Here is a 15,725-nt window from a genome sequence, read left to right as displayed (position 1 = left end):
GGGTCAGCAGCCCAGGAAGTGGCACCGCACGACCTGCGGCTGTTCGATCACCTTCCCCGCCTCCACCGACCACGCGAGCCGCAGGTACTGCGCGTGCGTCCAAGCCAGCGGCGTCGCGGACGCGGTCGGAGTGCCGGCCGGGAAGCCCGGCTGCCCCGAAGGCGCGTTCTCGTCCCAGACCTGCTCCGGCATGGTGTCCCCAGAGCTGCTGACGCGCCCTAGGTCGCGAAGGCGCTTCGCGGCCGTACCCCGGTCACCGTTGGCGAGGTCGTACTCGCCGCGTTCACCCGCCAGCAGCGGCCACAGTCGCCCGAAAGTGGTCCGACTTTCGGCCGGGAACGTGTAGTCCCACGGTGAGCCGTCGGCCTTCTCGCCGTACCCGTCTTTCGTGTACCGGTGCCAGAACTCACCAGTCGGGGTGGTGAACGCGATGTCGGCGTCGGTGACCTCGATGCTGTTCCTGATCACCGGATCGTCGGCGCGGTAGATGCCCAGCCTCACCAGTTCGAGGAACCCGGCGTCGGTCACGGCACGCTGGTCCATGGTCACGCTGGAGTTGCCGAGGTTGTACTTCGTGCCGTTGTTCGCGTTGCCGTCCTTGGTCAGCCGGACGAAGTACGGGTCCTTCGACAGCGGACCGTTCGTGGTCACCGTCCATTGGGCCAGCTTCGCCTTGAACGCGTCGGCGGTGTCGAGGTAGCGCTTCGCGTCCGCGGCGGCGCCGTTCGCCTTGGCGATGTCGGCCGCGCAGACCAGCCCGGCGATCACCGCGGCGATCGTCGAAGGCGAGTAGCCGTCCTGTTCTTCCCAGCGTTCCTGCTGGCTGTACGGCGACGCGTGCCCGTTGTCCGCCTTGTAGGACAACAGGAATTCCGCCGCCTTGCGCACACCCGTCCAGGTTTTGGCGTCGGTGCGGCCGAGCTGCTGGGCGAGCACGATCGGCAGCGCGGTCTCGTCGAGCTGGATGGACGTCCAGTACGGCGTGCCGTCGACGTGGCTGTTCTGCGGCAGATGCCCGTCCGGCAGCTGCTGCGTCCCGAACATGTAGTCGATCGACCGGTTCGCGGCGTCGCGGTCGCCGGCGGCGAGCAGGCCGGTCGCGATCTGGTAGAGGTCCCGGGGCCAGACCAGGTGATAGGTGCCCGACGGCGACCATTCCGGGTCGTTGTTCCCGAACCGCCACGGCATGCTCGGCGACGCGATGAGCGCGCCCTGGTGGATTTTGTCCTCACTCGCCGCGAGCATGAGCACGGACGCCTGGTAGAGGTCCCGTTCCCGCTCGGTCTTGAGCGACGACGGCGCGTCCTTCAGCCGGCGGAGGTATTGCTTCCAGCCCCGGTCGTACGCGCGGGCGACATCGGCGAAACCGCGCCGCAGTGAGGCTTTCGCGTTGGCGAGCGCGTCGGCGTCCTTCGCGCCCATGCCGAGCGAAAGCGTGAAGTCCCGCGAGCGGACACCGTCGGCGGACGTCTGCCCGGTGATCAGCACGTTGCCCTTGGCCGCGGTCCCGTAATCCTTGAGAGTGAAGGACTTCGTCAGCTGCGTGATGCCGTCGGAGGTGCCCGCGTAACCCACGGAAGTGCGTGAGAACGCCGGTTCCGCCGCCAGCGCGGCCGAGGTCTTCGCGTCGGAAGCGACCGCGTTCACCCCGTCGGTGCGTGCGGAGTCGTCGGATCCTTCGTTCGTGAGATCGGGATCCGCGACCGCGTACACCTGGTAGGGGCGCCCGGTCAGCGAAACGAAGTCGACGTCGATCAGCACACTCGCGCGCGCCGGGTCGGTGACGTAGGTCTTGCGGAGCTTCCAGCGGCGCCGGTCGTCGGTGATCGTCTGTTCGTAGGTGAGGCCGCCGGTGCGGCGCACCTGCTGCGCCTTGGCCGACGAATCGACGGTGGCGAAGCTCGTCCCGTCGGTGACGACGAGGTCGAGCGCCCGGACGCTCGGCGTGGAGAGATCCGGGTAGTAGACCTCGGACATCCGGCCACCTTGAAGGGTGAACCAGACGTTGCTCGCCCGTTCGCGGGCGGTGCCGAAGCCGGTCTTGTCCGCCGGGAGCCAGCTCGGATGGGCGCCGGGCGCACCGGGCGCCTCACCGCCCTGTGCCGCGGCGATCGCCGGAACGAGCCCCGCGATCAGCACGCCTGCCAGTGCCGGGAGCACGAGTTTTCGCATATCCACCCCAGACTTCTGTAACGGTGCAGAACCTCCGGGATTCTGTCGTGAATCCCCGGCGCGCACATGCTCCAAACCGGTGAACCGCTAACGCTGTCGACATATCGGCCCGGAAATCGCGTTGCTCACGGCGGCCCTCGTCCCCGACGATCGGGGAATGCCGAACCTGCCGGCGTTCATCCCCGCCGCGTTCCTCATGGCGATGGTCCCCGGCCCCGCGACGGTGATGCTGATCAAGCAGTCGGCGAAGGGCTCGCGCCGGAACGCGTTCGCCACCGTCGCGGGTATCGAGGCGGGCGTCGCGTTCTGGGGACTCGCCGCGGTGTTCGGTCTCACCGCGCTCCTCATCGCCAGCCAGGTCGCCTACGACGTCTTGCGTATCGCGGGCGCGGTCTTCCTGATCTACCTCGGCGCCAAAGCGCTCTTCTTCCGCAAGCGCGACGGAGAGGTCGCCGAACCCGCCGGGCGCGGCTTCCGCTCCGGCTTCCTGATCAACGTGAGCAACCCGAAGGCGGGCGTGTTCGCGATCTCGTTCCTCCCCCAGTTCGTGCCCGCCGACGGCGGGCCGTGGTCGCTGCTGCTGTGCGTCGCGGTGTGGATCGCCGTCGACATCGTCTGGTACTCGTCACTCGCCTTGCTGGTCACACGCCTGGGTGAGTGGCTGCGGCGCGACCGCGTCAAGCTGTGGCTGGAGCGCACGTCCGGCGGTGTTCTGGTCGGCTTCGGAGTGACCGTCGCCTTGGAGGGTTGATTGTCCGAGCCCCGGCGTGGCATGGTCAGGGCACAACCAAACAACCGCGGGAGCTCGCGCCATGGCGGGCTGAGAGGGCGGCTGGTGTCTTTCTAGGGGACCCGGCGCCGCCGACCGCATGAACCTGACCGGGTAATGCCGGCGTAGGGAGTGAACGTCGTTGACGACGCTTGAGAATGCCCAGGGCATCACGCCGACCGTGACCACCGGGCCGATCACCGGTTCCCGCAAGGTCTATCACCAGACGGAATCCGGTCTCCGGGTCCCCGCGCGGCGGATCGACCTTTCGAACGGCGAGCATTTCGACGTTTACGACACTTCCGGCCCGTACACCGACGACGACGCGCAGATCGATGTCCACAGTGGACTCCATCGGCTGCGCGCGGGCTGGGCCGACGGTCGTGAGCACAACACCCAGCTCGGCTGGGCGAAACAGGGCGTCATCACCCGCGAGATGGAGTACGTCGCGGCACGCGAGCGCTGCTCGCCGGAATTCGTGCGGGACGAGGTCGCGCGCGGTCGCGCGGTGATCCCCGCCAACCGCAAGCACCCGGAGACCGAGCCGATGATCATCGGCAAGAACTTCCTGGTGAAGATCAACGCCAACATGGGCAACTCGGCCGTCTGGTCCTCCGTGGAGGAGGAGGTCGACAAGATGGTGTGGGCCACCCGCTGGGGCGCCGACACGATCATGGATCTCTCCACCGGCAAGCGGATCCACGAGACGCGCGAGTGGATCATCCGCAACTCGCCGGTGCCGGTCGGCACCGTGCCGATCTACCAGGCGCTCGAAAAGGTCAACGGGGAGCCGGAAAAGCTGTCGTGGGAGGTCTACCGCGACACCATCATCGAGCAGTGCGAGCAGGGCGTCGACTACGTCACCGTGCACGCCGGGGTGCTGCTGCGCTACATCCCGCTGACCGCGCGCCGCGTCACCGGCATCGTCTCGCGCGGCGGCTCGATCATGGCGGCGTGGTGCCTCGCGCACCACAAGGAATCGTTCCTGTACACGAATTTCGCCGAGCTCTGTGAGATCCTGCGCGAGTACGACGTCACGTTCTCGCTCGGTGACGGCCTGCGGCCCGGTTCGATCGCCGACGCCAACGACCGCGCGCAGTTCGCCGAACTGGAGACGCTGGGCGAGCTCACGCACATCGCCCGCGAGCACGATGTCCAGGTGATGATCGAGGGCCCCGGCCACGTGCCGATGCACAAGATCAAGGAGAACGTCGAACTCGAGGAGAAGCTGACCGGCGAAGCGCCGTTCTACACCCTCGGCCCGCTCGCGACCGACATCGCGCCGGCGTACGACCACATCACCTCGGCCATCGGCGCGGCGCAGATCGGCTGGTACGGCACGGCGATGCTCTGCTACGTCACGCCGAAGGAGCACCTCGGCCTGCCGAACCGCGACGACGTGAAGACCGGCGTCATCACCTACAAGATCGCCGCGCACGCCGCCGACCTCGCCAAGGGGCACCAGTACGCGCAGGAGTGGGACGACGAGCTTTCCAAGGCCCGCTTCGAATTCCGCTGGAACGACCAGTTCAACCTGTCGCTTGACCCCGACACCGCCCGCGCGTACCACGACGAGACGCTGCCCGCGGAGCCGGCGAAGACGGCGCACTTCTGCTCGATGTGCGGGCCGAAGTTCTGCTCGATGCGCATCACTCAGGACGTCCGCAAGTACGCCGAGGAACACGGACTGTCCACTGTGGAGGCCATCGAGGCCGGCATGGAGGAGAAGTCGAACGAGTTCGCCGAGCAGGGCAACAAGGTCTACCTGCCGGTGGTCAATCAGTGACACGCGCCGACGCACTCCCTCCCGCGGAGGCGCCGTGAACACAGCGCCCAGGACCGCCCTCACCATCGCCGGATCGGATTCCGGTGGTGGTGCGGGCATCCAGGCCGACCTGCGCACCTTCTTCGCCAACGGGGTGCACGGGATGGTCGCGCTCACCGCGGTCACCGTGCAGAACTCGCTGGGTGTGCAGGGTTTCAGCGAGATCCCGGTCGACGTCGTCACCGGCCAGATCAAGGCCGTCGCCACGGACATGGGCGTCGACGCGGCGAAGACGGGCATGCTCGCGACGGCCGAGATCATCGACGCGGTCGCGAAGACGCTCGACGAAGTCCACATCGGACGTTCGTCGGACACGCCGTTCGTCGTCGACCCGGTCGCCGCTTCGATGACCGGGCACGCGCTGCTGCGCGAAGAGGCGCTGGAGGCGATCCGCACCGAGCTCTTCCCGCGGGCCACCCTGATCACGCCGAACCTGGACGAGGTCCGGCTACTGACCGGCGTGGACGTGACCGGGCCGTCGACCCAGCGCGAGGCGGCGGAGGCGTTGCTGGAGTTCGGTTCGGAGTGGGTGCTGGTGAAGGGCGGGCACCTCGACGCCGCTCAGGACTGCGTGGACCTGTTGTCCGACGGCGAATCCTGGGTCGAGCTGAGCGGCCCGCGCTTCGACACCAGGAACACGCACGGCGGCGGGGACACGATGGCTTCGGCGATCACATCGTCGCTGGCGAAGGGGGCGGACGTGCCGACGGCCGTCGCCGAGGGGAAGCGGTTCATCGAGCGATGCGTCGCGGAGTCGTATCCGCTGGGGGCCGGGGTCGGTCCCGTGTCGCCGTTCTGGACGCTGCGGTAACCATCCGGCCAGTGCCGGAGGTCCGTGAAGCCCCTTGCCAAGTACATGAAGGCCCCCTTCCTGTACCTAGGCGCAAGGAAGGGGGCCTTCATGTTCTGCGGGGTCCTGCTGGGCGAAGCGCCCTACCGGGAGGTTGCGAAAGCCACCTTCGCAACCTTCAACGTTGTGAAAGTGGCTTTCGCAACGTCGGCCGGGTCCGGTGACATCCGTTACCGGGCGCTGAGGCGAGGAGCGTCCACCGCCCAGTACCAGTTGTTCCCCGCCGCGTAGAGCCGCCAAGTCAGCTTCACCGATCGGGCCCCGGCGGGCACCTTGACCGAAGCCGCCGTCGGCACCGACAGCACGTCACCGCCCTTGTTCGCCGTACCCGATTCCGGCCCGTAGGCCAGCACGTTCTGCTCGGGGCCGCCGTCGAACGACGCGGTCAGCGCGCCCCGCTGCGTGCCGTCCTGCCGGTAGTGCGACATGAACGAGACGTCCACAGTGGACTTTCCGGAGACGTCGAGCGAAGGCGACACCAGGGAAGAGTCGAAGGTGCCCCGCGACGAGGGCGATCCCTTGTCGTCCCATTCATCCGGGTCCGCGACCGCGAAGACGCCACGCGCGCGGGCGTTCGCCTCGCGCTGCTGACCAGGGGCGGTGCGAGTCCAGAAGTCGTCGGTGGTGAAGGACCAGCCCTGCCACTCCGTCACACCGGCGGGCATGCCGGACGCGTTGCGCACGCTCCAGCCGCCGGGCGCGTCGTGCGTCCAGCCGAGGACGCCCGCGGGGACACCGGTCTCGTCCTGCCGTGCCTTCAAGACGGCTGTGTCGAAGACGTCCGAGGGCGCGACGCCGAGCGCGTAGCCGTCGTAGACCGCCGGAGCCGCGATGCCGAGGTGCCGCAGCACCGTCGGCGCGATATCGACGATTTTCGGTGCCACCGCGGGGGTTCCGGCCGGGACCGCCCCACCGGCGGCGATCACGAACGTCATCCGCTCCTCGGGCGTGTCACCGCCGTGGCCGCCCGAGGGCGTGTGGCCGTGGTCCGACGAGATCATGATCAGCCAGTCTTCGTTCGCACGGTTCGCGCGGGCGTCGACGGCGGCGAGCAGGCGGCCGATCAGCGCGTCGTCGGTGCGCAGGCTGGCTTCGTACTCCGGGGAATCCGCGCCGTGGTCGTGGCCCGCTATGTCCGTCTGTCCGAAGTAGACGAACGACGCGTCGGCCTTGTCCTGCTTGAGATGTTTCTCCGCGTCGACGGCGACCTGCTCGTCGGTCTTCTCGTAGCCGGCGCTGTCACCGTTCAGGACGAACTTGCGGTCCTGGCCGGTGCGCAGGATCCGGTCGCCGATCGGCGTCCAGTCGACGGCCGCGTAGGTGTCGAGCGCCGGGTTCGCGGTTTCGGCGCGGGCGAGCCAGCTCGGATGCGAGGCGAGATCGTTGCCGCTGAAGGAGTTGTCCTTCACCTTGTGCTTGTCCGGCCAGACGCCGGTGAGGATCGTGGACCAGCCGGGACCGCTCACCGTCGGCGCCATCCCGCTGCCGTACAGCGAACTGCGCGAGGCGTAGCCGCGCTCCACAAGCGCGTGGACGTTCGGGGTGCCGGCGGCCATCAGCTTGTCGAAGCGGGCGCCGTCCAGGCCGATGACCAGCACCTTCGGCGTCTTGGCAGCGGCGCCGGCGACACCGGACGTCAGCCCGGCGACGGCCACCAAGACCGACAGGAGGGAAAGCGTTCTGCGCACGAAAGCCTCCAGGTAACTTGTTCGAACCAATTGTTCGTCAAGTTAATGCGCCGAACTGACTTCCCGATGAAGTCCGCGTGCCGCCGCGGCGGACTTCAGCCGACGGGCTCCATCACCCGCGAGTCGTACTCCTTCCGCGATTCGAGGATCCCGTCGAAGTTGGCGACCGACCATTCGCTGACCGCCATGAGCAGCGCGCCCGCGCTCGCGCCGCGTTCGGTCAGCGCGTACTCGACGGTCGGCGGCGTGGTCGGGAAGACCGTGCGCGTGACCAGGCCGTCGCGTTCGAAGGCGCGCAGGTTCTGCGTCAGCATCTTCTGGCTGATCCCGCCGACGGCGCGGCGCAGCTCACCGAACCGGTGCGGCCGCCGCGACAGCGCGCCGAGCACGAGCGCGGTCCACTTGTTGGCGAGCAGATCGAGGACGTCTCGGCACGGGCAGTTCCGCAGGTAGATGTCCCACGGGGATTCCGGCACTTCACAGGTGGTTTCCATCAGGTACCTAGTTTACCTTCAAGTGCCTTCTAGCGAAAAGAGACCAAGCGGCCGAGCATGGAAAGCACCCACAACGAAGGAGCTTTCGATGCGCGTCGTGACCCAGCAGCGGCTTGGTGGCCCGGAAGTGCTGGAGGTGACCGAAACCGATCGGCCGTCCCCCGCCCCGACGGAGGTGCTCGTGCGCGTGCGCGCGGCCGGGATCAACCCGGTCGACTGGAAGACCCGGGCCTACGGCGTCTTCATGGGTGAGCCGCCGTTCGTCCTCGGCTGGGACGTCTCCGGGGTGGTGGAGGAGCTCGGTGTCGGCACCACGCGGTTCGCCGTCGGCGACGAGGTCCTCGGCTTCCCGTGGTTCCCGCGGCAGGCCGGCGGTTACGGCGAATACGTGACGGCGCCCGCCCGCCAGTTCGTGCGCAAACCCGCGAGCCTCACCCACGAGCAGGCAGCCGGGCTGCCGCTCGCCGGGCTCACCGCCTGGCAGGGCCTCGTCGACATCGCCGACGTCCAGCCTGGACAGCGTGTGCTGATCGACGCGGCCGCGGGCGGTGTCGGGCACCTCGCCGTCCAGGTGGCGAAGGCGCGCGGCGCGTACGTCTTGGGCACGGCGAGCGCCGGGAAGCACGACTTCCTCCGCGAACTCGGTGTCGACGAGCCGATCGACTACCGCGACGAGACCGCGACCGCGTCCGAGGTGGACGTCGTGTTCGGGCTGGTCGGCGAGCAGAGCGACCTGCGCTGGCTGGACGCGGTGAAACCGGGAGGTCTGCTGATCGCGGTCCCCGGCGGGCCGAGCGAAGCTGTCGTGGCGAAGGCGGACAAGCTCGGCGTGCGGACGTCGGGGATGCTCGCCGAACCCGACGAGATCGGTCTCCTGGCGCTGACCGGCCTGATCGAGAAGGGTGAACTGCGCGTCCACGTCGACCAGACCTTCCCGCTCGAAGACGTCGCGAAGGCGCACGAAGTCGGCGAAGGCGGCAGGGTGACCGGGAAGCTCGTCCTGACCCTCTGAGAACGCGCGTGGAAAATGAACCCATGAGCGAGAACCCGAGCCCGCCGTCGGCGCTGACCATCGCGGGGTCCGACTCCGGCGGCGCCGCCGGCCTTCAGGCGGACCTGCGCACGTTCCTCACCTGTGGCGTGCACGGCCTGGTCGCGGTCACCGCCGTGACCGTCCAGAACACCCTCGGCGTGCACGACCGCACCGACATCCCGGCGAGCATCGTCGCCGGGCAGATCGAGGCGGTCGCGGCCGACATGGGCGTCAACGCGGCGAAGACCGGCATGCTCGCTTCGGCCGAGATCATCCACGCCGTCGCCGCCGCGTGCGACAAGGCCGAGATCGGCCGCGACAGCGAGGTGCCGTTCGTGGTCGACCCGGTCGCGGCGTCGATGCACGGGCATCCGCTGTTCGACGAGGCCGGGCTGGTGGCGCTGCGCGACGAGCTCCTGCCGCGCGCCACCGTCCTCACGCCGAACCTCGACGAGGTCCGCCTGCTCACCGGGATGACCGTGACCACCCGCGAGCAGATGCACCAGGCGGCCGTCGTGCTGCACCGGCTCGGGCCGAAGTACGTGCTCGTCAAGAGCGGCCATCTCGTCTCCGACCCGGAATGCGTCGACGTGCTCTTCGACGGCTCCACGTTCGTCGAGCTGCCGGGCGAGCGGTTCGCGACGCAGCACACGCACGGCGCCGGGGACACGATGGCGTCGGCGCTGACGGCGGGGCTCGCTAAGGGCATGTCCGTCGTGGAGGCCGCGCGCTACGGCAAGTGGTTCGTTTCACACGCGGTCGAAAACGCCTACCCGATGGGCGCGAAGGTCGGTCCGGTCTCAGCGTTCTGGCGGCTTGCGCCCGAGCACTGAGCACCCGTCCGGTTACGATCTGCGCCGTGACGGGACGCGAGACGGTGGCCAGGGTCGTCGAAGACCGCCGCTTCCAGAACTTCATCATCGCGGTGATCGTCTTCAACGCCGTCTCGCTCGGCCTGGAGACCTCGACCAGGATGGTCGCGGAACACGGGACGCTGCTGCACACGGTCGACTACATCGCGCTCGGGATCTTCGTCCTCGAACTCGGCGCGAAGCTCTACGCCTATCGCGGAAGGTTCTTCCGTGACCCGTGGAACATCTTCGACCTGATCGTGGTCGGGATCGCGGTGGTCCCGACGACCGGCCCGTTCGCGGTGCTGCGGGCGTTGCGGGTCCTGCGGGTGCTGCGGCTGATCTCGGTCGTGCCGTCGATGCGGAAGGTCGTCACCGGACTGCTCGCGGCGATCCCCGGCATGGCGTCGATCGCCGCGCTCCTCGCGCTGATCATCTTCGTCGCGGGCGTGATGGCGACGAAGCTGTTCGGCGCGATCTCGCCGGAGAACTTCGGCGACCTCGGCACTTCGCTGTTCACGCTGTTCCAGGTGATGACCGGTGAGGCTTGGCCGGACATCGCCAAGGAGGTCATGAAGGAAGCGCCCATGGCCTGGGTGTTCTTCGTGGTCTACATCCTCGTGTCCAGCTTCGCGGTGCTGAACCTCTTCATCGCCGTGGTGGTCAGCGGGATGGAGGACGAGCTTCGCCAGGACATCCGCGAGGAAGAAGCCAAGCAGGCCGAAACCCAGGCCGTGGCGAACAAGGAGATCCTCGACGAGCTTCGCGCCCTTCGCGCCGAAGTCAGCGCTCTTCGTCGGCAATAAGCGCTTCGAGGGCGGGGAGAGCCGCCGCCAGCGCCGCTTGATGCTCCGGCGTCAGCCGTTCGAGGCGTTTGCTCAGCTCGTTCACCCGGGTCGACCGGACGCCGGAAACCAGCCTCGCCCCCTCTTCGGTGGCCTCCGCGAGCCAGGCACGCCTGTCGATCGGGTCCGATTCACGGCTGACGTAGCCCGCCTCGACCAGCGAAGCGACGATCCTCGACATGGTGGCCGCGGCGACGCCTTCCTTCGCCGCGAGATCACCCAGGCGGAGCTGGCCGTAGTGCACGAGCGTGGCGAGCGCCGAAATCGCGCCGTGGCCCGGCCCGGGCACACCGGCCTGGCGCAGCGACCGGGACAGCCTGCCCACCGCCAGGAACAACCTGCCCGAAACGTCCTGGACCGCTGACGTGGTCACCACTGGCTCCTCTGGGTACACGGCGGCGGGTGCGCCTCCGGAAAGGTGCCGTCAACCATACGGGCTCCGGGTGCGAACTCGCCGTCAAGGCCGTGAACCGTACAAAAGGGTTACCGGGGCGGGCTCGACGCGTGCGCCCAGAACCGCTGCGGGATCCGCCCCGCGCCGGCGGCCAGCCGCCCCGCGGTGACGGCGGCCCGCATCGCCGACGCCATCCGTTCCGGGTCCGCGGCCCTGGTCACGGCGGTGGAAAGCAGGACCGCGTCGCAGCCGAGCTCCATCGCCAGTGTCGCGTCGGAAGCCGTGCCGATCCCGGCGTCGAGGATCACCGGAACGCCCGCGCGCGACACGATCAGCTCGATGTTGTGCGGGTTCCGGATACCGAGACCGGTGCCGATGGGCGCGCCGAGCGGCATCACCGCCGCGCAGCCCGCCTCCTCCAGCCGCAGCGCCAGCACCGGGTCGTCGTTCGTGTACACGAGCACGGTGAAGCCGTCGGCGGCGAGCCGTTCGGCCGCTTCGAGGGTCTCGAACGGATCCGGCAGCAGGGTGCGGTCGTCGGCGTGGACCTCCAGCTTGACGAGGTCGGTCTCGAGCGCTTCGCGGGCGAGCTGCGCGGTGAGGACCGCTTCGGCGGCCGTCCGGCAACCGGCGGTGTTGGGCAGCAGGCGGATGCCGAGGCGGCGAAGCAGTTCGAGGACGCCGGAGCCGCCTTCGGCGTCGGCCTTGCGCATCGCGACGGTGGTCAGTTCCGTCCCGGACGCGACCAGCGCGCGTTCGAGCACGGCGAGGTTGCCCGCGCCGCCGGTGCCGATGATCAACCGCGACGAGAGCTTGTGCTCGCCGATGACGAGGTGGTCGCCGTCCATTTCAGCCTCCTTGCACAGCGGTCAGGATGTCGACGCTGGCGCCCTTGCGCACCACCGCTTCCGGCCATTCGCCGCGCCGGACGACCACGCCGTCCACCGCGACCGCGACGCCCTGTGTCGCCGTGCCCAGCGCCTCCAGCACACCCTCGACGGTGGTGCCGTCTGGGAATTCGCGCCACTGTCCGTTGACCTGGATCTCCATCACACCCGCTCCTCGCTTCGCCGCGACGGCGTTGCCGCCGCGACCTCGTCCGGCAACGGCGCTCCGTCCAGCCAGGCGACCGCGGCGTCCGCGGTGACCGGGGCCATCAGGAGGCCGTTGCGATGGTGACCTGTCGCGGCGAAGACGCCTTCGCCCAGCTCACCGATGAAGGGCATCGTGTCGATACTCGCCGCGCGAAGCCCGGCGGCGGTCTCGACGAGTTCGTATTCGGTGAGGCCCGGGAAGACGCGCTCCGCGCCTTCGAGCAGCTCACGAACGCCTCGGACGGTGACGGTCTCGTCGAAACCGGCCTCGTACTGGGTCGCGCCGAGCACGAGCTGGCCGTCGTCGCGAGGGACGAGGTAGATCGGGCGGCCTTCGACCATCGCGCGGACGGTGCGCTTCGGGGGCGGCAGGCAACCCCGTCGTGGCCGGAGGCGGAGGATCTCGCCCTTGAGCGGGCGGACGGCGCCGTCGAGCGCGGGATGCAGCCGTCCGGTCCAGGCGCCCGCGGCGAGGACGACGTCACCGCCGAGGCTTTCGAGGTCGGTGACCGTCTCTTGGCGGAACTCGACGCCGCGCGCTCGGCAGGCGTGTTCGAGCGCACGCAACAGCTTCCTGTTGTCCACGGCCAGATCCCCGGGCACCAGGAGTCCACTTCGGACGGTTCCGGCGAGGCCGGGTTCTGCGCGGCGGGCCTCACGGCCGGTCAGCCGCTCGACCTCGCGGCCGAGCTCGGCGAGGTACGCGGCCAGCATCTCGAGGTTGCCCGCGTCGGCGCTGTCCAGCGCGACGACGAGCGTGCCGTGCGGCGAAAGTCCCGGGTCGACGCCCTCTACGGCCAGCTCACGGGCGAAATCCGGCCAGCGCCGCAGCGACGCTTCGCCGAGCGCGAGGACGTCCTCCTCGCCCGGCCAGGCCTCGGTGACCGGCGCGAGCATGCCGCCCGCGAGCCACGACGCGCCGCGCCCCGGATCGGGGTCGTACACGGTGACGCGATGACCGCGCGCGGACGCGCGCCAAGCGACCGAGAGGCCGATGACCCCGCCGCCGACAACCGAAAGTTCTCTCATGAACGCACGCTCCCTGCGCCGGCATGACCCGGATCAGGTTCCACGGTCGGAGCGGTCGCGGCTCCCTCTCAGCCCGTCCTCGGGCTCCCGTGCGGACCACCCCACCGTAGCGCGCGAGTACCGTCGCCGCCATGCCCACCCTGTCTGGTTCGCTGATCCGCGCCCGGCTCGCGGACGCCCGCCTGTACCTCTGCACCGACGCCCGGTCCGGCCGCGGCGATCTCGCCGAATTCGCCGACGCCGCGCTGGCGGGCGGGGTCGACATCATCCAGCTGAGGGACAAGACCGGCGGTGCCCCGATCGAGGCGAAACACGAGATCGCCGCCCTGGAAGTGCTGGCCGAGGCGTGCGAGAAGCACGACAAGCTGCTGGCGGTGAACGACCGCGCGGACGTCGCGCTCGGCGTCGGCGCGCACGTGCTGCACCTCGGCCAGGACGACATCCCGGTGTCGCTGGCGCGCCGGGTGCTCGGGGACGACGTGGTGATCGGCCGGTCCACCCATTCGGCCGAACAGGCCGCGGCCGCCGCCGAAGAACCCGGCGTGGACTACTTCTGCACCGGTCCGTGCTGGCCGACCCCGACGAAGCCCGGCCGGTCCGCCCCGGGGCTCGACCTGGTGCGCTCGACGGCCGCGTCCGGGACGACGCGGCCGTGGTTCGCGATCGGCGGGATCGACGTCGAGCGGCTGCCCGAGGTGCTGGACGCGGGGGCGTCGCGGATCGTCGTCGTCCGCGCGATCACCGAGGCCGAAGACCCCGAAGCGGCCGCCCGCACGCTTCGCTCCGCCCTCTCCTGACCCCATGCGTTTCGTCCCTGAACGCGGTAGCCGGCAGCGCGAACTACCGCATCCAGAGGACGAAACGCGGGACGGGGATCAGGGCACGGGGGTGTTCGACGCCGGCGGGGCCGAGGCGGTCGTCGAAGGCGCCTGGGAGGTCGACGGCGCTGTGGACTGCGTCGTCGAGGGTGCCTGCGTCGTGGTGGTGGACGTCGTCGAGGGGGTCGGCGTGGTCGACGGCGTCTTCTCGGGCTGGTCGCCCGGAGCCTCCGAAGGGGTCGTCGCAGGCGGGGTGTCGTGCTTGTCCTGCCGATCCTGCGCCTGACCGCCGCCGATGATCTTCCCTATGGTGGTCCCGGTTCCGCCGCCGAAGGTCTTCCCGGTCGCCCCCTCGAAACCGGTGATCGCGACGAGCGCCACCGCGAACGCCACCACGCTGACACCGGCGATCACCGCCCAGCGCGGCTTGAACTTCCGCCCGGACGGCTCTTCGTCCTCCGACTGGGTGATGCGGACGGTCTCCTGCTCCGCCGGGTCGAGCACCTTGCGGCGCCCAGGGACGGTCAGCACCACTCGCGCCTTCAGCGCCGCGTCCTTCGTCCGCTGCAGCGAACGCAGGTACAGCTCGCCGCCGAGCGTCGTGATCACACTCGCCAGCCCGGCGCCCGCCACCGTGCCGGCCACGCCGAGGGTGGAACCCAGCAGCGCCGCCGTGATCGCGGCCATCGCGGCCGCCGTCACCTGGATGATCCGGCCCTGCTTTTCGGTCTTTTCGGTTTTCTCCGTGCTCTCCTTGGTCATGATCCCGTTCTGCTGCTAGTCGGTCCTCACCGGTCCTAACGACTAAGGCGCACGGGATGCTCCCCGCGTTGTCCGCACGTGAGGAGCGCCACCCTCTCTGTCCAAAAAGGACTGTCTATGGCTCACAACTCCTTGACATAATCGGACGTATGAACCTGGTCTCGATCGAGGAAATCCGCGACGCGGCGAGCCGTGTCAAAGGCGTCGCGGTGCGCACCCCGCTGCTGGAACAAGGCTGGGCGCCGTTGTGGCTCAAGCCGGAAAGCCTCCAGCCGATCGGTGCTTTCAAGGTGCGCGGCGCCTACAACGCGATCGCCGCGCTGACCGAGGATCAGCGCGCCCGCGGCGTCGTCGCGTTTTCCAGCGGCAACCACGCGCAAGCGGTCGCGTACTCGGCGAAGCGATTCGGGATTCCCGCGGTGATCCTCATTCCGGACGTCGCCCCGCGCGCCAAGGTCGAGGCCACCAAGGCGCTCGGCGCGGAAGTCATCGAAGTCCCCATCGACGCGCAGGAGTCCTCCGCGCTCGCCGTCGCCGAGGAACGCGGGCTCACCATGATCCCGCCGTTCGACCACCGGGACGTCATCGCCGGGCAGGGCACCGTCGGCCTGGAGATCGCCGAAGACCTGCCGGACGCCGGCGTCGTGCTCGTGCCGCTCAGCGGCGGCGGGCTGGCCTCGGGCGTCGGCACGGCGATCAAGGAACTGCTGCCGGACGCGAAGGTCGTCGGCGTCGAGCCGGAACTGGCGGGAGACACCGCCGAGGGCCTGCGCGCGGGCAGGCGGATCGAGTGGCCGATGGAGCTGCGGGCGCGGACCAGCGCCGACGGCCTGCGCGCCCAACCGTCGGACCTGACCTTCGCCCACCTCCAGGCGGTGCTCGACGACGTCATCACCGTTTCGGAGGAGGAGATCCGGGAGGCTGTCCGGACCCTGGCGCACCGGGCCCGCCTGGTCGCCGAGCCGAGCGGCGCCACCGCGACCGCCGCGTTCCTCTCCCACCGGGACGCGCTACCGCCGGGCAAGGTCGTCTCGGTCGTTTCGGGCGGCAACCTGGACCCGGCGACCCTGGCCGGCCTCTTGGCGTAACTCGCGTGATTGG

General features: G+C 69.4%; 16 protein-coding genes and 1 riboswitch. Of the genes, 8 read left to right on the top strand and 8 right to left on the bottom strand.

Features of this window, described 5'->3' with window-relative positions:
* Positions 1–3: 3 nt before the first annotated feature.
* Positions 4–2,172, bottom strand: coding sequence for a glycoside hydrolase family 15 protein (locus tag ACXIZN_RS37405; protein ID WP_457960693.1), 2,169 nt, complete (start codon positions 2,170–2,172; stop codon positions 4–6).
* A 157-nt stretch (positions 2,173–2,329) separates the two neighbouring features.
* Between ACXIZN_RS37405 and ACXIZN_RS37400 the strand changes: the two genes are divergently transcribed.
* From ACXIZN_RS37400 to thiD (ACXIZN_RS37390), 3 genes are all read left to right on the top strand, one after another.
* A complete protein-coding gene (locus tag ACXIZN_RS37400; RefSeq protein ID WP_457959562.1) occupies positions 2,330–2,923 on the top strand; it encodes a LysE family translocator in 594 nt (197 codons plus the stop codon).
* A 160-nt stretch (positions 2,924–3,083) separates the two neighbouring features.
* The gene (gene thiC / locus ACXIZN_RS37395) at positions 3,084–4,727 is read left to right on the top strand and encodes a phosphomethylpyrimidine synthase ThiC (protein ID WP_192743836.1); all 1,644 of its coding nucleotides are present in this window, start codon (positions 3,084–3,086) and stop codon (positions 4,725–4,727) included.
* Positions 4,728–4,761: 34 nt separating this feature from the next.
* Complete coding sequence (thiD, locus tag ACXIZN_RS37390; protein ID WP_457959561.1) at positions 4,762–5,577, top strand: bifunctional hydroxymethylpyrimidine kinase/phosphomethylpyrimidine kinase; 816 nt, start codon at positions 4,762–4,764, stop codon at positions 5,575–5,577.
* Positions 5,578–5,786: 209 nt separating this feature from the next.
* On the opposite strand, the gene ACXIZN_RS37385 is transcribed toward thiD (ACXIZN_RS37390), so the two are convergent.
* On the bottom strand, positions 5,787–7,304 hold the full coding sequence (locus ACXIZN_RS37385) for an alkaline phosphatase family protein (RefSeq protein WP_457959560.1): 1,518 nt from the start codon (positions 7,302–7,304) through the stop codon (positions 5,787–5,789).
* 95 nt (positions 7,305–7,399) lie between these two features.
* Positions 7,400–7,798: a winged helix-turn-helix transcriptional regulator gene (locus tag ACXIZN_RS37380; protein WP_457959559.1), complete on the bottom strand. Its 399-nt coding sequence runs from the start codon at positions 7,796–7,798 to the stop codon at positions 7,400–7,402.
* A gap of 88 nt (positions 7,799–7,886) precedes the next feature.
* Here ACXIZN_RS37380 and ACXIZN_RS37375 point away from each other — a divergent pair, with 88 nt between their 5' ends.
* Genes ACXIZN_RS37375 through ACXIZN_RS37365 form a run of 3 tightly spaced genes read left to right on the top strand, consistent with a single transcriptional unit; the run spans position 7,887 to position 10,488 of the window.
* Positions 7,887–8,810, top strand: coding sequence for an NADP-dependent oxidoreductase (locus ACXIZN_RS37375; RefSeq protein WP_457959558.1), 924 nt, complete (start codon positions 7,887–7,889; stop codon positions 8,808–8,810).
* Between the two features lie 23 nt (positions 8,811–8,833).
* A complete protein-coding gene (thiD, locus tag ACXIZN_RS37370; RefSeq protein WP_457959557.1) occupies positions 8,834–9,664 on the top strand; it encodes a bifunctional hydroxymethylpyrimidine kinase/phosphomethylpyrimidine kinase in 831 nt (276 codons plus the stop codon).
* A 26-nt stretch (positions 9,665–9,690) separates the two neighbouring features.
* Complete coding sequence (locus tag ACXIZN_RS37365) at positions 9,691–10,488, top strand: ion transporter (protein ID WP_457959556.1); 798 nt, start codon at positions 9,691–9,693, stop codon at positions 10,486–10,488.
* On the opposite strand, the gene ACXIZN_RS37360 is transcribed toward ACXIZN_RS37365, so the two are convergent.
* From ACXIZN_RS37360 to thiO, 4 genes are all read right to left on the bottom strand, one after another.
* A complete protein-coding gene (locus tag ACXIZN_RS37360) occupies positions 10,466–10,900 on the bottom strand; it encodes a MarR family winged helix-turn-helix transcriptional regulator (protein ID WP_126730334.1) in 435 nt (144 codons plus the stop codon). The genes ACXIZN_RS37365 and ACXIZN_RS37360 overlap by 23 nt on opposite strands.
* A 110-nt stretch (positions 10,901–11,010) precedes the next feature.
* Positions 11,011–11,769, bottom strand: coding sequence for a thiazole synthase (thiG, locus tag ACXIZN_RS37355; RefSeq protein ID WP_126730661.1), 759 nt, complete (start codon positions 11,767–11,769; stop codon positions 11,011–11,013).
* A gap of 1 nt (position 11,770) precedes the next feature.
* Entirely contained in the window at positions 11,771–11,971 is a 201-nt protein-coding gene (gene thiS, locus ACXIZN_RS37350) for a sulfur carrier protein ThiS (RefSeq protein ID WP_007033436.1), read from the bottom strand.
* A complete protein-coding gene (thiO, locus tag ACXIZN_RS37345; protein WP_457959555.1) occupies positions 11,971–13,044 on the bottom strand; it encodes a glycine oxidase ThiO in 1,074 nt (357 codons plus the stop codon). The genes thiS and thiO overlap by 1 nt, the downstream gene beginning before the upstream one ends.
* A riboswitch (TPP riboswitch) is annotated at positions 13,038–13,145 on the bottom strand. It overlaps the preceding gene by 7 nt.
* A 30-nt stretch (positions 13,146–13,175) precedes the next feature.
* Here thiO and thiE point away from each other — a divergent pair.
* Positions 13,176–13,841 carry a thiamine phosphate synthase gene (gene thiE / locus ACXIZN_RS37340; RefSeq protein WP_126730331.1) on the top strand — a complete coding sequence of 222 codons (666 nt, stop codon included), beginning with the start codon at positions 13,176–13,178 and terminating at the stop codon, positions 13,839–13,841.
* Positions 13,842–13,919: 78 nt separating this feature from the next.
* On the opposite strand, the gene ACXIZN_RS37335 is transcribed toward thiE, so the two are convergent.
* A complete protein-coding gene (locus tag ACXIZN_RS37335; protein WP_457959554.1) occupies positions 13,920–14,624 on the bottom strand; it encodes a hypothetical protein in 705 nt (234 codons plus the stop codon).
* Positions 14,625–14,773: 149 nt separating this feature from the next.
* Between ACXIZN_RS37335 and ACXIZN_RS37330 the strand changes: the two genes are divergently transcribed.
* A complete protein-coding gene (locus ACXIZN_RS37330; protein ID WP_457959553.1) occupies positions 14,774–15,712 on the top strand; it encodes a threonine ammonia-lyase in 939 nt (312 codons plus the stop codon).
* The last annotated feature ends 13 nt before the right edge of the window (positions 15,713–15,725 follow it).

The organism is Amycolatopsis sp. TRM77291, from assembly GCF_054166285.1.
The sequence above is the reverse complement of the archived record's forward strand: the minus strand, read 5'-3'. Positions and strand labels throughout refer to the sequence as shown.

What these genes read in the sequence shown, in the direction of transcription:
- ACXIZN_RS37335 (WP_457959554.1), bottom strand. Translation starts at nt 14,624, where the DNA reads ATGACCAAGGAGAGCACGGAGAAAACCGAAAAGACCGAAAAGCAGGGC.
- thiS (WP_007033436.1), bottom strand. Translation starts at nt 11,971, where the DNA reads ATGGAGATCCAGGTCAACGGACAGTGGCGCGAATTCCCAGACGGCACC.
- thiO (WP_457959555.1), bottom strand. Translation starts at nt 13,044, where the DNA reads ATGAGAGAACTTTCGGTTGTCGGCGGCGGGGTCATCGGCCTCTCGGTC.
- ACXIZN_RS37405 (WP_457960693.1), bottom strand. Translation starts at nt 2,172, where the DNA reads ATGCGAAAACTCGTGCTCCCGGCACTGGCAGGCGTGCTGATCGCGGGG.
- ACXIZN_RS37400 (WP_457959562.1), top strand. Translation starts at nt 2,330, where the DNA reads ATGCCGAACCTGCCGGCGTTCATCCCCGCCGCGTTCCTCATGGCGATG.
- ACXIZN_RS37380 (WP_457959559.1), bottom strand. Translation starts at nt 7,798, where the DNA reads ATGGAAACCACCTGTGAAGTGCCGGAATCCCCGTGGGACATCTACCTG.
- thiD (WP_457959557.1), top strand. Translation starts at nt 8,834, where the DNA reads ATGAGCGAGAACCCGAGCCCGCCGTCGGCGCTGACCATCGCGGGGTCC.
- ACXIZN_RS37375 (WP_457959558.1), top strand. Translation starts at nt 7,887, where the DNA reads ATGCGCGTCGTGACCCAGCAGCGGCTTGGTGGCCCGGAAGTGCTGGAG.
- thiG (WP_126730661.1), bottom strand. Translation starts at nt 11,769, where the DNA reads ATGGACGGCGACCACCTCGTCATCGGCGAGCACAAGCTCTCGTCGCGG.
- ACXIZN_RS37330 (WP_457959553.1), top strand. Translation starts at nt 14,774, where the DNA reads ATGAACCTGGTCTCGATCGAGGAAATCCGCGACGCGGCGAGCCGTGTC.
- thiE (WP_126730331.1), top strand. Translation starts at nt 13,176, where the DNA reads ATGCCCACCCTGTCTGGTTCGCTGATCCGCGCCCGGCTCGCGGACGCC.